12 protein-coding genes are annotated in these 13,969 nt (G+C 70.0%); 8 read left to right on the top strand and 4 right to left on the bottom strand.

The features are described 5' to 3' along the window. Positions 1–10 precede the first annotated feature (10 nt). Complete coding sequence (locus NGM10_RS06575) at positions 11–406, bottom strand: Hsp20/alpha crystallin family protein (protein ID WP_253483130.1); 396 nt, start codon at positions 404–406, stop codon at positions 11–13. Positions 407–628: 222 nt separating this feature from the next. On the opposite strand from NGM10_RS06575, the gene NGM10_RS06570 reads away from it, so the two are divergent. Next, the gene (locus tag NGM10_RS06570) at positions 629–871 is read left to right on the top strand and encodes a DUF2061 domain-containing protein (protein ID WP_253483128.1); all 243 of its coding nucleotides are present in this window, start codon (positions 629–631) and stop codon (positions 869–871) included. Between the two features lie 28 nt (positions 872–899). Here the strand turns inward: NGM10_RS06570 and NGM10_RS06565 are convergent, their stop codons facing one another. Continuing rightward, positions 900–1,913 (bottom strand): type II glyceraldehyde-3-phosphate dehydrogenase, encoded by a 1,014-nt coding sequence (locus NGM10_RS06565; RefSeq protein ID WP_253483126.1) that lies wholly within the window; start codon positions 1,911–1,913, stop codon positions 900–902. A gap of 246 nt (positions 1,914–2,159) precedes the next feature. Here NGM10_RS06565 and NGM10_RS06560 point away from each other — a divergent pair, with 246 nt between their 5' ends. From NGM10_RS06560 to NGM10_RS06545, 4 genes are all read left to right on the top strand, one after another. Next, positions 2,160–4,193 carry a hydantoinase/oxoprolinase family protein gene (locus NGM10_RS06560; protein WP_253483124.1) on the top strand — a complete coding sequence of 678 codons (2,034 nt, stop codon included), beginning with the start codon at positions 2,160–2,162 and terminating at the stop codon, positions 4,191–4,193. Further along, positions 4,190–5,953, top strand: a complete 1,764-nt coding sequence (locus NGM10_RS06555; protein ID WP_256504378.1) for a hydantoinase B/oxoprolinase family protein — start codon at positions 4,190–4,192, stop codon at positions 5,951–5,953. The genes NGM10_RS06560 and NGM10_RS06555 overlap by 4 nt, the downstream gene beginning before the upstream one ends. A gap of 346 nt (positions 5,954–6,299) precedes the next feature. Next, entirely contained in the window at positions 6,300–7,250 is a 951-nt protein-coding gene (locus NGM10_RS06550) for an aminopeptidase (protein WP_253483122.1), read from the top strand. A gap of 37 nt (positions 7,251–7,287) precedes the next feature. Beyond that, positions 7,288–7,650 (top strand): CHY zinc finger protein, encoded by a 363-nt coding sequence (locus NGM10_RS06545; RefSeq protein ID WP_253483121.1) that lies wholly within the window; start codon positions 7,288–7,290, stop codon positions 7,648–7,650. Between the two features lie 95 nt (positions 7,651–7,745). On the opposite strand, the gene NGM10_RS06540 is transcribed toward NGM10_RS06545, so the two are convergent. Beyond that, the gene (locus tag NGM10_RS06540) at positions 7,746–9,512 is read right to left on the bottom strand and encodes an ABC transporter substrate-binding protein (protein WP_253483120.1); all 1,767 of its coding nucleotides are present in this window, start codon (positions 9,510–9,512) and stop codon (positions 7,746–7,748) included. Next, the gene (locus NGM10_RS06535; protein ID WP_253483119.1) at positions 9,509–10,024 is read right to left on the bottom strand and encodes a metal-dependent hydrolase; all 516 of its coding nucleotides are present in this window, start codon (positions 10,022–10,024) and stop codon (positions 9,509–9,511) included. The genes NGM10_RS06540 and NGM10_RS06535 overlap by 4 nt, the downstream gene beginning before the upstream one ends. Positions 10,025–10,176: 152 nt before the next feature. On the opposite strand from NGM10_RS06535, the gene NGM10_RS06530 reads away from it, so the two are divergent. The 3 genes from NGM10_RS06530 (at position 10,177) to NGM10_RS06520 (ending at position 13,963) form a co-directional block, all read left to right on the top strand. After that, positions 10,177–11,598, top strand: a complete 1,422-nt coding sequence (locus NGM10_RS06530) for an arylsulfotransferase family protein (protein ID WP_253483118.1) — start codon at positions 10,177–10,179, stop codon at positions 11,596–11,598. Positions 11,599–11,646: 48 nt separating this feature from the next. Next, positions 11,647–13,167, top strand: a complete 1,521-nt coding sequence (locus tag NGM10_RS06525) for an ArnT family glycosyltransferase (RefSeq protein WP_253483117.1) — start codon at positions 11,647–11,649, stop codon at positions 13,165–13,167. A 142-nt stretch (positions 13,168–13,309) separates the two neighbouring features. Beyond that, positions 13,310–13,963 (top strand): HVO_0476 family zinc finger protein, encoded by a 654-nt coding sequence (locus NGM10_RS06520; protein WP_253483116.1) that lies wholly within the window; start codon positions 13,310–13,312, stop codon positions 13,961–13,963. Positions 13,964–13,969 lie beyond the last annotated feature (6 nt).

Raw genomic sequence — 13,969 nt, 5'->3', positions numbered from 1 at the left:
GGAATGGGACCTACTGTACGTCGATATCCGCTGACTCGTCGGACTTCTCGAAGGCGACTTCGAGGATGCCGTTGTTGTAGGTCGCGGTGGCGGAGTGCTCGTCGACCTGCGCGGGGAGTCGGACGCGCTCGTCGTACTCGCGGTGGTCGCTCGCGGCGCTGATGGTCAGCACCTCGCCGTCGCACTTGAGGTCGATGTCGGACTTCTCGACGCCCGGGAGGTCGGCGATGACCCGGACCTCGTCGTCGGCCTCGTGGATGTCGACGTGGGTGTCGGTACCGAACCCGGTCGCGTCGCCGCCGCGCTCGACCTGCATGTCGAAGTCCCCGCCCATCATCTCGTTCATCATCCGCTCGATCTCCCGGAAGAGGTCGTCGAAGGGGTCGTCGCGGTCGTCTCGTCGCATGTTCGGCGATAGGGCGCATGCAAGCAAAAGCCTTTGGCACCCGTGGTCGTTTGCCGCGCGTTCGTCGACCCGGTCCGGAATCGCCGCTCGGCTCCAGCCGAGCGGCGATTCCGGTTACACGTCGGACTCGAACCCGAGGAATGTGACCGTATTCAGTTACTATCTCTGAATAATGATACTGCGCCCGGTTACTTTATCACGCTGGGCGTGGGAGCCTCCCGCATGATGGGGGTCGCGCGGTTCCTGTCGCGGTCGGCACACCAGGCCCGGTCCCGAGCAGTCGTCAAGACGCTGTGCTACCGGCTGTTCATGCTGTTGATAACCGTGAGCGTCGCGTGGTTCGTGGTGGGCGACGTGAGCGACGCGCTCAACATCGGTCTCGTCACGAACGTCCTCAAGACGGGGACCTACTACGTCTACGAGCGCCTCTGGGACCACGTCGCGTGGGGCGTCGCCTCGAACTGACCCGAAAAACTGCCGCCGACCGCTCGACTCAGATGCCCATCCCGAGCGCTTCGTTGGTCGCCTCGATGCTCTCCTCGGCGTCGGCGGTGTTCGTGACCGCGCGGATGGCGTCGACGTTCTCGGGCACCACGTCGCTCTCTTGGTGGATGGCCTGGAAGAGGTAGAGGTCCTCGCCCTCCATCGTCACCGACTCGCCCCACACGCAGTTCTCCCAGATGTCCCCGCGCGGGCGACCCACGTCCTGAGCGTACTCCTTCAGCTTGCCCGCGCCGTCGATGTCGAAGTGTTCGGGGATGACGAACAGCCGCGACTCGTCCTCCAGCAGGTCCCGGACCTCCTCGGCGTCGGGTTCGGATTCGAGGGTGACGTTGACGCTGTGCATGTGCATCAGCGTCGCGGGCACCTTCAGCCCGAGCGTGTCGATTGCGAGGTCGGGGAAGATGGTGTTCACGTCGGGGCCGTGGTGGGAGGGGAGGCTGACCGGGTTCGGCAGGATGTCGTTGATGGGACCGCGACCGGTCTGGGCGGGGTCGCCGCCGCGCCGGACCAGCGTGGCCCGGACCTTCTCGACGCCGTACTCCTCGCGGAGGGGCGCGACCAGCCGCGAGAGCCCGGTCGTGTTGCACGACACCACGCGGACGTGGTCGGCGTCGCTGGCGTCGGAGTAGTTCGCGCGGGCGTTGAAGCTGGTGTCCACGAAGTCGGCCGACTCGCCGCCCTGGTACAGCGCGGGCGTGTCGTACTCCTCGTACATCGCCGAGTTCTGCTCGCCGATGCCGGAGGGACAGGCGTCGACCACCACGTCGCTGTCCTCGACCAGTTCCTCGACCATCCCCGCGAGTTCGATGCCCGCGTCGTCGAACAGTTCGACGCGGTCCTCGACCGCGGCGTAGAGCGGAAAGCCCTTCGCCACGGCCTGCTCGGCCTCGAAGTTGGGACGCGTCTTGGCGACGCCGACGACCTCCATGTCCGGCTGCGCCCGGACCGCGTCGGCGACGCGCTTGCCGATAGTACCGTACCCGTTGATACCGACCCGTAGCATGTACCCGAACCTCCGACGAACTCGGGCATAATGGTTTCGGGGTCCGACGCGGGAAAGTAACTCTACCCCGAGTAAGTCGGTCGGCTTCCGAGGGAAGCCGACCGACTGCCGAGTCGCTTGGAGGGCGTTCGGGTGAGTCGTCGGACGCTCCCGGGGGGAGTCGGCGGTCGCCGCGACCCAAGCCTATAAATCGTCGCTCGCGAACGTGCCACACAGATAGATGGACGCGAGAACGGGAGCCGAACCATGGACGCCAGAGTAGGGGTCGACATCGGAGGCACGTTCACCGACGTGGTGACGGTCCGGGACGGCGAAATCCGCGCGAACAAGACGGCGTCGACGCCCGACGCGCCCGAGGACGGCGTGGTCGACGGCCTGCAGCGGGCCGCGAATCGCGCCGACCTCCCGCTTTCGGACGTGGACTTCCTCGGTCACGGTACCACGGTCGCGACCAACGCGGTCCTCGAACGCGAGTGGGCCGAGACCGCGCTGGTGACCACCGAGGGGTTCCGCGACGCGCTCGAAATCGGGCGTCAGGCCCGCCCCGACATCTACGACTTCCGGGCCGAGAAGCCCGAACCGGTCGTCCCCCGCGACCGACGATACGAGGTGTCCGAGCGACTCGACGAGCGCGGGCGAGTCGAGACCCCCCTCGACGAGGACGCGGTCGGCGAACTCGCGGGGACGCTCGCCGACGCGGGCGTCGAGAGCGTCGCGGTCGCGTTGCTGTTCTCGTTCGAGGACGCGACCCACGAGCGACGCGTCGCCGAACTCCTCGACGCCGAGGGCCTCGACGCCGCCGTCTCGCTGTCGAGCGACGTTCTCCCCGAGATTCGGGAGTACGAGCGCACCCTCGCCACCGCGCTCAACGCCGCGCTCAAGCCGGTGATGCGGGGGTACCTCGACGCGCTCGACGCCGAGGTCGCCGACCTCGGCGTCCCCGCCGGACTCAAGATCATGGGGTCGAACGGCGGCATCATCACCGCCGACGCCGCGGGCGAGCGCCCGGTCGACACCCTGCTGTCGGGGCCCGCGGCGGGCGTGCAGGGGGCCGCCCACGTCGCGGGACTCGTCGGGATGGACGACGCGGTCACGATGGACATGGGCGGCACCTCCTGCGACGTGTCGCTCGTCCGGGGCGGCGACCCCGTCACCTCCACCGAAGTCGAGGTCGGCGACTACCCCGTCGGCGTGCCGACGATAGACGTCCACACCATCGGCGCGGGCGGGGGGTCCGTCGCGTGGGTCGACGCGGGCGACGCCCTCCGGGTCGGCCCGCGGTCGGCCGGGGCCGACCCCGGTCCGGTCTGCTACGGCCGGGGCGGCACCGAGCCCACCGTGACCGACGCCCACCTCCTGCTCGGCCGCCTCAACCCCGAGAACTTCCTGTCGGACGACCTCGACGTGGAGGTCTCGGCGGTTCGCGAGGCCGTGGAGCGGTCGGTCGCCGACCCCCTCGGCACCTCGGTCGAGGAGGCCGCGCAGGGAATCCTCGACGTCGCGAACGCCAGCATGGAGCGCGCGCTCCGGGTCGTGTCGGTCGAGCGCGGCCACGACCCCCGCGAGTTCGGCCTCGTGGCGTTCGGCGGCGCGGGGCCGCTCCACGCGCCGACGCTCGCGGCCGAACTCGACGTGCCCCGGGTCCTGATTCCCCGGACCGCGGGCGTGCTCTCGGCGCTCGGCCTGCTGGTCAGCGACGTGGCCTACGACTACAGCACCTCTCGCGTGCGCCCGTGGGCGGGGGTCTCGCCCGCCGACCTCCGCGAGGAGTTCGCGGAGTTCGAGGCCGAGGGTCGCGAGCGCCTCGCCGACGAGGGGTTCGCGGAGGCCGCCGTCTTCGAGCGCGCGGTCGACCTCCGGTACCGCGGCCAGTCGTTCGAACTCACGGTGCCGGTCGAGACCGAGCGCCTCGACGCCGACGCGATGGACGACGTGGCGGCCCGGTTCCACGAGGCCCACGAACGGCGGTACGGCCACGCCTCGCCCGACGAACCGCTGGAGCTCGTGACGATTCGGCTCCGCGCCCGGGGACCCGTCGAACCGCCGACCCTCGAACCCTCTGCTCGGGCGTCGTCGGTCGACGACGCCCTCGCCGACGAGCGGACCGTGGTCTACGACGGCGACCCCCGCGAGACCCGGGTGTACGACCGGAGCCTGCTTCCCGCGGAGGCCGAGTTCGACGGTCCCGCGATAGTGGAGGGCGAGGAGAGCACCATCGTCGTCCATCCGGGCCAGCGCGGCCGGGTGGACGAGTACGGCAACGTTCTGGTGGAAACATGACCGACGAGAACACCGGCGCGACCGACGAGAACACCGGCGCGACCGACGAGAACACCGGCGCGACCGGCGTCGACCCGGTCACGCTCGAAGTGGTTCGCAACGCCTGCGTCGCGGTGGCCGAGGAGATGAACGCGACGCTGATCCGGACGAGCTACTCGCCCAACATCAAGGACCGACAGGACTGCTCGTGCGCGCTGTTCGACGCCGACGCCGACCTGCTGAGTCAGGCCGAGAACCAGCCGGTCCACCTGGGCGCGATGCCGTTCTCGGTGGCGGCCGCCGTGGAGGCGTTCCCGCCCGAGACGCTCGACCCCGGCGATGCCGTCCTGCTCAACGACCCGTTCCACGGCGGGGCCCACCTCCCGGACCTCACGCTCGTCTCGCCCATCTTCGTGGAGGGCGAACTCGCGGCCTTCGCGGCCAACCGCGCCCACCACGCCGACATCGGCGGCGCGCAGGCCGGGAGCGTCGCGGCCGACAGCACCGACATCTACCAGGAGGGACTTCGGATTCCGCCCGTCAAGCTGTATCGGGGCGGGGAGGCCGACGAGGACGCGATGAACATCCTGCTCTCGAACGTCCGGACGCCCGACGAGCGCCGCGGGGACCTCCGCGCCCAGCGGGCCGCCAACCGCACCGCACAGGAGCGGTTCGCCGACCTCGCGGAGACCCACGGCCTCGCCGACCTCCGGGCCGCGACCGACGCGATACAGGACTACTCCGAGCGCCGGATGCGCGCCGAGATTCGGGACCTGCCCGACGGCGAGTACGCCTTCGAGGACGCGCTGGACGACGACGGCCGGGGCAACCGGGACATCCCCATCGCGGTCACGATTACGGTCGAGGGCGACGAGGTCGAGGTCGACTTCTCGGGGACGGCCGAGCAGGTCGAGGGCCCCGTCAACGCCCCCTTCGCGGTCACGGCGTCGGCGACCTACTACGCGCTCCGATGCGTCACCGACCCCGACATCCCGCCCAATTCCGGCTGTTACCGCCCCATCGACATCGAGGCACCCGAGGGGACCGTCGTCAACGCCCGACCCCCGGCCGCGGTGGTCGGCGGGAACCTCGAAACGTCCCAGCGCACCACGGACGTGATTCTCGGCGCGTTCGGCGAGCGCGCCCCCGAGCGGTCGGTCGCGGCCGGGCAGGGCACGATGAACAACGTGACCCTCGGCGGGACCGACCCCCGGGGCGACGAGCCGACACCATACGCCTTCTACGAGACCCAGGGCGGGGGCTTCGGCGGCCGCGCTGGCAAGGACGGCATGGACGGCGTCCACGTCCACATGTCCAACACGCTCAACACGCCCGCCGAGGTCCTCGAAACCGCCTACCCGCTCCGAGTCCTCCGGTACGAGTACCGCCCCGACTCGGGCGGCGCGGGCGAGTTCCGGGGCGGGCTCGGCCTCCGGCGCGACATCGAGGTCCGGGGCCACCGCGCCAGCTTCAGCCTGCTCGCCGACCGCCGGGCCCACGCACCCTACGGCATCGCTGGCGGCGAGGACGGCGAACCCGGCGACGACTACCTCCTGCGCGAGGGCGAGGCGGTTCCCATCGACGCCAAGACGGTTCGGGACCTCGACCCCGGCGACGCGGTGAGCGTCCGGACCCCGGGCGCTGGGGGCTACGGCGACCCCGAGGACCGCGACCCGGAGGCTGTCGCCCGGGACGTGGAACTCGGGAAGGTGTCCCCCGAGTCGGCGCGAGCGGAGTACGGCGTCGAAGTCGAGGAAGAGGAATCGAATTCCGAGGAGTAGGGGCGGGTTCGGAACCGCATAGCTCGGTGACGCAGTCCACCGAGAACCGCCCGGTGACACCTTCTTCGGGTGGGACTGAAAGGGGTCGGGCGCTCGCGGGCCGAAGGCCCGTGGTCGGCTCTGCGGGCAACTATTCTCGCGCGGGCGGTGCGGAGAGCGCGAGAATATCCCGCAGAGCGACCGCGAGCGCCCGAGGGCTTTCTGGCTGTTCACGGTTCCGAACTCTCCGGCCCGTGACGAACGGCCTTTAGAGGTTGCAGTAGCCTCGATTTCGATCCCTCTGACTACTCCCCGTCTCCGTTCCGGGAAGACAAGACCTAACCCCCGTCCACTCGACACCCCGAACATGAGCCTCCGAGACGCGGCCGAGACCGCACTCACCCAGTGTCTCGACCTCGATGAGACCGAGTCGTGTTGCATCGTGACCGACGACAAGCGCCAGCCCATCGGCGAGGCGCTCTACGAGGTCGCGAGCCAGATATCCCGGGACGCCACCATCGCGCGCTACCCGCCGGGAGAGTCCCACGGCGCGGAACCGCCCGAGCCCGTCGCGGCCGCGATGGCGGGAGCCGACGTGTTCCTCGCGCCGACGACCAAGAGCCTGAGCCACACCCGCGCCCGCGGCAAGGCCAACGACGCCGGGGCGCGGGGCGCGACCCTCCCGGGCATCACCGAGGAGGTGTTCACCACCGGCCTGCAGGCCGACTACGACGCCATCGCCCGCCACTGCGAGGACGTGCTCGCGCAGGTCGAGGGAGCCGACGAGATACGCGTGACCTCCCCGCAGGGGACCGACATCACCTTCGAACCCGGCGACCGCGAGTGGCACGACGACACCGGTATCGTCCACGAACCCGGGGAGTTCTCGAACCTCCCGGCTGGCGAGGTGTTCGTCAGTCCCGTCGACGCCAACGGCACCTACGTCGTGGACGGGACCATGATGCCCCACGGCCTGCTGGAGGAGGGCCAGACCCTCGAATTCGACGTGGAGGGCGGGCAGGTCACGCGCATCTCCGACGACGAGATTCGGGGACTGGTCGAGGACGCCGCCGAGGACGTAGGCGACGCCGCGTACAACCTCGCGGAACTCGGCATCGGCACCAACGTCGCGGTCACCGAACTCGTCGGGTCGGTCCTGCTCGACGAGAAGGCGGGCGGGACGGTCCACGTCGCCATCGGCGACGACGCGGGCATCGGCGGCGACACCGACGCGCCCATCCACTTCGACGGCATCCTCCGGGAGCCGACGGTGTACGCAGACGGGGAGGTCGTAGACCTCCCGGTGGTCGAGCGATGAAGTCGCGAGACGGCGCGGAAATCGAACTGCCGGAACCGTGAGGAGCGACGACGCGACGACCGAGCGCGACGTTTACGGCCACCCCGTACGCGGCGTCGAGGTCGGCCCCGAGACGCGTTGCGCCCACTACGACACCGACCGAGACGTGGTCGCGCTCCGGTTCGCCTGCTGTGACGCCTACTACCCCTGCTTCCGGTGTCACGAGGCCGCCACCGACCACGAGGCCGAGCGCCTGTCGGTCGACAGCGAGGAGCCCGCGGTCCTCTGCGGGGTCTGCGGGGCCGAGCTACCGCCACGCGAGTTCGTCGAGGGAGACCACGAGTGCCCCGACTGCGGTGCGACCTTCAACCCCGGATGCGCCGACCACTACGACCTGTACTTCGCGTTCGGCGAGGAGTGACGAGCCGACTCCGGTGGGCGAGCCCACCGGAGTCGGCGAACCCTCCCGAGTCGGCGAGCCCACCGGAGTCGGAGAACCCTCCCGAGTCGGCGACCTCACTCCCTGACGAGTCGGCCGTCGTCGGTGTACTCGAACCCGGCGTCGCGGAACGCCTCGCGCGCGCGCTCGGCGTCGAGTTCGCCGTCGGTCCCGTAGAACGGCACCGTGGGGTCGCGTCCGTCGAATTCGAGTCCTTCGGGTAGCCACTCGGTCCCGGCCAGCGGGGAGGCGATGGGGGTCGCGTAGCCGTCCAGCAGGTCGTCGGCGACGAACGCCTTATCGAGGAGTCCAGCGAGCGCGCGCCGGAAGTCGGCGTCGACCATCGGCTCGCGGCGGCAGTTGAATCCGACGTGGTAGAACGCCCGGCTCCGGTCGACCGCGAGTTCGAGGCCGTCGGCGTCCTCGATTCGGGACACCGTCTCGGTGCCGACGCCCGTCACGGTCGCGTCGGCCTGTCCGGCCGCGACGCGCTCGATGGCGGTCACGTCCGAGGAGGCGACCCGCAGCGAGAGCCGGTCGAACGCGGGGTCGCCGAACCGCTCGGCGACCCCCTCCTCGGCCTCCCAGAGGAAGTGGTCGGGGTGGCGTTCGAGCAGGAGCATCTCCCGGGGGGTCGACCGCACGAACTCGAACGGGCCGCTCCCGACCGGGTCGGGGTTGGTCCAGACCAGCGCCTCGGTCACCTCACCCTCCACGTCCATGCCCTCGATGGAGGTGCGGTCCGAGCGGTCGGCCCAGACGTGTTCCGGGAGGACCGGCACGGTGAACGCGCGTCTGGCGACCGTCTCGCTGGACTCCTCGAACTCGATGCGGACCGTGCGCTCGTCTGCGGCCTCGATGTCGGCGACCAGCGACGACCGCCCCCGATACCGGCCGGACGGAACGGGGTCGTCGGCGTCGCCCAGCGAGGTGTCGGCGAGGAACCGGTAGGTGAACGCGACGTCCTCGGCGGTGAGGTCCTCGCCGTCGTGCCACGCGAGGTCGGCCCGGAGCGCGACCGTCGCGGTCGGCTCGTCGCCGCCGTCGAACGACCACTCCTCGGCGAGCCACGGCCGGACCTCGCCGTCGATTCGGCGCGCGAGCGAGCCGTACAGCAGGTCGATGACCGCACCGTGGCGGCGGAACTCGACCGAGAGCGGATTGAGGTTCTCGGTCGCGCGCCCGTCGGTCAACACGCCCCGGAACTCCTCGTGGGGCTCGTCGCCCTCCGCGGGCGAGAGCGAGAGGTACGCGAGCGCCGAGTCGAGACCGTCGGTCGACCACTCCTCGAAGCGGCCGGGCCGGAGCGCCCGAATCACGTCCGGGAAGGCGACCGGCACGAACGGCTGGGTCCGCGCGAGAGTCTGCTGGAGGTCGACGACGGCCTCGCGGCGATTCGACCCCTCGGTACGCCGCTGTGTTGCGAGTCGGTCGTCCACGTCGTCGTCGACGTATCCAAACGGGTTCTGCCACCCCAGTCCCGGCTCGAACGCCGAGTGAAGAATCGGATACAGGTCGTCGGGGTCGACGCTCCCGGTCTTCGGGAACTGGGCGACGTACACGTCGTACTCGTGGTTGAGCAGGACCCGACGTTCGAGTTCCTCGCGCTCGACGGGGTGGACGCTCGTCGTGATGCCCGCCTCCCGACAGCGTTCGGCGAGGTGGCGCGCGATCTGCATCCCGTACTCGTCGGCGTCGCGCGACGCCGAGGCTATCCGGAGCGAGACCTGCTCGGGGTCCTCGGGGTCGAAGGCACGCTCCACCCGGTCGAGACATCCCGCGGTGCTTGCCGTCGCGGCCCCCGCGAGTAGCGCTCGGCGGCCGAGCCGGACCTCCGCGGTCACGGTTGTTCCCTCCGCAGGAATCGGCGTCGGAGCGCGAGGACGCGGCGTCGCACCTCCACCGGCGTCCGCGGATACTCGTCGGAGACCATCGAGACCAGCCCGACCCCGACGACCAGCGACGAGACTACCCCCGCGACGAGGGTCCCGGTCATCCAGTCGTAGTGGAGGCCGTACGGCGTGAGGTCGAACGGCGCGAACAGCCGAACCGACCCGGTCACGATGTCGGCGAGCAGATGCGAACCGTACGCGATGGCGGCCGCGCGCCACTGGCCGATGCTCGCCGCGAGGACGACGACCACGCCAAGCGCGACCAGCGAGTGGGTGATGCCCCGATGGGTCCACATCGTCCCGGACAGGTACCCCCGATAGACGAACGGGACGAAGACGTACCGGTCGAGGTCCGGGAGCGCCCCGCACAGCATCGCGACGAGGTACGGCTCGACCCGGTCGGTCCGGAGCAGGACCATCACCATCGCGACGCCGAGCAGGATGTGGATGCCGTCTGCGACCATCCGCGTCACTCGCCCTCGATTCTCGGTGCTCGTCGCGTTCGGTCGGCTCGGTTGCGTGCCAGCATATCTCTGAAGATAGGAAAGACCCGTTAAAGTACTGCCGGTGGTCTCGACCGAGACGCCTTTGTACTTCGTCTGTCTAGGCTCTGAGAATGGCGTCACGCCGAACGATTCGAATCGCACTCGTCGCTGTCGTCGTCCTGTCGGCGCTCGTGCTCGTCGCGGGCTACCTCGGTTCGCCCGGCGACGGGCTCCGTCAGGGCGACCAGTCGGTCGAACAGGCGTTCCGGAGCGGTGCGGACGAGCCGGTCGTCGAGCCCCGCGAGAACGTCACGGTGGTCGCGACCGACTCGAACGCGGTCGTCTCCGACGACGGGTCGGGTCCCCGGGCGCAGGCCGAACTCGTCGCGTTCGACACCGACGGGAGCGTCCTCTACCACAACGACACCCACACCCGCTACTGGGACGTGGACCCGGAACCCAACACCACCCACACGGTGACGTACGTGTTCGCTCACCACCTCGACGAGTCGGAGTGTAGCGCCGAGACCGTCTGCACCCGCAACGGAATCGAGCGCGTGAACCTCTCGACCGGCGAGACCGAGCGCCTCTACTCGCGGGTCACGCCGGGCAAGCACTCGACCCGGTGGCACGACGCCGACCGCATCGACGACGACCGGTTCGTCGTCGCCGACATCTACCGCGACCGGGTGTACGTCGCCAACGTCACGACGGGCCTCACCGAGTGGGAGTGGCAGGCCCAAGAGGACTTCCCGCTGTCGGGCGGCGGGCCGTTCCCCGACGACTGGACCCACGTCAACGACGTCGAGGTCCTCGACGACGGCACTATCATGGCGAGCCTCCGCAATCAGGACCAGGTCGTCTTCCTCGACCCCGAGACCGGCCTGCAGGAGAACCGGACCCTCGGCGAGGAGGACGACTACGAGGTCATCTACGAACAGCACAACCCCGACTTCGTCCCCGAATCGGAGGGCGGTCCCGCCGTCCTCGTCGCCGACTCCGAGAACGGCCGCGTGGTCGAGTACGAACCAGAGGACCCCGAGGCCTTCCGAACGGGAGAAGAAGACGTCGAGTGGGAGCGGACGTGGCGGTGGTCGGACGCCCGGATGCAGTGGCCCCGGGACGCCGACCGCCTCCCGAACGGCCACACCCTCATCACCGACTCGAACGGCGACCGGGTCTTCGAGATCGACGACGAGGGGGAGGTCGTCTGGAGCGCAGACGTCGGATTCCCCTACGAAGCCGAACGGCTCGGCACCGGCGACGAGAGCGCGGGCGGCCCCGCCGCGAGCGAGGCCGACATCCCCTCCCGGACCGCAGACGAGGTCGGCGAGGACGCGGGACCGGTCGGGCGCGTGACCGCCGCGGTGGTCGGACTCCTCCCCCCGAAGGTCGTCAACGCGGTGGCGTACGTCCTGCCGTCGTGGGTCGGGACGCTCGAACTGCTCGCGCTGCTCGCGGGCGTCCCGGCGCTGCTCGGACTGGGGGTCGCCGAGTGGCGCTGGAGCGGCCGGTCGGTCGAGTTCCGCTGGCCGGTCCGATTCCGTCGGTAACGGCGACGAACCGGGACACATTAATCACCGTTCTCGCTACTATCCACCGTGCTCCCCAGAGAATCCGACCGGCGGCCCCTCGCGCTCGCGCTCGGCGTCGGTCTGCTCGTCGCCGCCCTCTACCTGGCGACGAACCGCTATCCCGCTCACGGTGCCGGACTCTACGCTCACACCGCCGCCGAGATATCGAGCCACGGCTACGCCCTCCCCGAGACCATTCCCCACTACACCGCGGAGGGAATCCCGTTCTCCTACCCGCCGCTGGCGTTCTACGTGTTCGCGCTGCTGTTGGACGCGGGCGTCGACCCGGTGACCGTGGCACGCCTGCTCCCGCCGGTCCTCACGGTCGCGTACCTCGTCCCGACCTACTTCATCGGCCGGGACCTGCTCGGTGGGCCGCGGCGCGGGGCCGCGGCCGCGGTTCTGGTCGCGCTCAACCCCCAGATACTCGAATGGCACGTCTCGTCCGGCGGCATCGTTCGCGCGACCGCGTTCCTGCTCGCGACCTCGTGTCTGTACGCGGGCTTCCGGCTCTTCCGCGACGGCGACCGGCGGTGGCTCCCCCCGGCGGTCGCGCTGTTCGGGCTGACCGTTCTCACTCACCCGACCTACACCCTGTTCGTCGTCCTGAGCTACGTGGTGGCGTGGGCGGTGCTCGACCGGACGCCCCGGGGACTCCTGTGGGGACTCGCGGTCGGTCTCGGCGGGACCGCGGTCGCCGCCCCGTGGTGGACGCAGGTCGTCTCGGTCCACGGTCTCGACGTGTTCACCGGCGCGGCGGGCACCCACGGCGGCATCTTCCCGGGAATCCTGGAGGGGCTGTCGGTGTGGGCGTTCGCCATCGTCGTGGTGGCGGTCGTCGCGTTCGCGAAGGGCCACCGACTGCTTCCGGTGTGGTTGCTGGCGGTCGAGTTCGCGATAGAGCAGTCGCGGTTCTCCTACTTCGTGGGGTCGTTCGTCCTCGTCCTCGCCGCGACCGAGTTGCTCGCGCCCTACCTCCGGGAGACGGGGCGACTCCGGGGCGAGGGCCTCCGAGCGAGTCGGCTCGCGGGCGTGCCGGTCGCCGTCCTGCTCGTGTCGGGGGCGGTCCTCGGCTACGGCGGTCTCGGCGCGGAGATGACCGGCCTCGTCGGCCCCGACGAGACGACCCCCGAGTTCATCGACGACCACGACGTGGAGGCGATGGCGTGGGTCGAGACCGAGACCGACGCCGACGCGACGTTCGTCGTTCTCGGCGACGCCGCCGAGTGGTTCCCGTCGATGACCGACCGAACCATGCTCCTCGGGCCGTGGGGCGTCGAGTGGCGGGGGTCGGCGGCGTTTCAGGCCCACCTCTACGGCTACGAGAACGCCTCGGCGTGTCCGACCGCCGAGTGCGTCGAGGGGTGGCTCGACGACGTGGACGCCGAACCCGACTACCTCTACGCCCCCCGCGGGCCGTTCACCATCCGGGGCGAACCCGCCGTCAACGACGCGCTGGTCCGGGACCTGCGCGAGTCCGACCGCTACGAGCGCGTCTACCGCAACGAGGGCGTCGAGGTGTTCCGGGTGCGCACGGAGTCGAACTGACCGGCCGTCCGTCACATCGGTCGTCTCGGTCGCTCGCGCCGCGAGCGACCGAGACGACGGAAAGCGGGCGTCGGGAAACGAGCGTGGGGAATGCGGGCGTCGTGAGACTGGGTTTTTATGTCCTGCCAGTTTAGAACGGGTCATGAGCGAAACAGCCGAACGCGTCGCGGTGACCTGTCCGTCCTGCTCGCCCGACGCCGAGACGGTCCACGAGGTGCTGAAGGAGGGGAGCGGTCACGCCACCGTGCGCTGTACCGAGTGCAGTCACGTCCACAAGACCAAAATCGAGCGAGAGGAGGAAGTCGAACGTGACGTGGTGGTCTCCCAGGAGGGCGAGTCGTTCACCGCCACCGTGGAGGCCCCGCCCGAGGAGACGGTCGCGGTCGGCGAGGAGTTCGTCCTCGACACCCCCGAGGCCATCATGGTCGTCCGGATCACCGACCTCCAACTCGGCGACGAGAAGCGAACCGAGGAGGCCGAGGTCGAGGACGTCGAGACGTTCTGGACCCGCGCGGTCGACAACGTCCGGGTCAACGTCACCATCAACCCCGACGACGGGAGCCACGACGACTCGAAGAGCGTCAAGATGGACGTGCCCGGCGACCACGAGTTCGTGGTCGGCGAGTCCGAGGAGTTCGGCGACGAGAAGTTCCGAGTCAAGTCCATCGCGCTCCGAGACGACGCCGCGGGCTACGACTTCAACCCCCTCGGCGAGAAGGGCGACCGCGCGGTCGCGAAGGACGTGAAGCGACTCTACGCCGACGACGAGACCTCGTCGGCGTGGTCGGCGTGGTGACCTGAG

Source organism: Halorussus salilacus (assembly GCF_024138125.1).
GTDB classification, from domain to species: domain Archaea; phylum Halobacteriota; class Halobacteria; order Halobacteriales; family Haladaptataceae; genus Halorussus; species Halorussus salilacus.
This window is presented reverse-complemented; position numbering and strand designations above follow the sequence as displayed.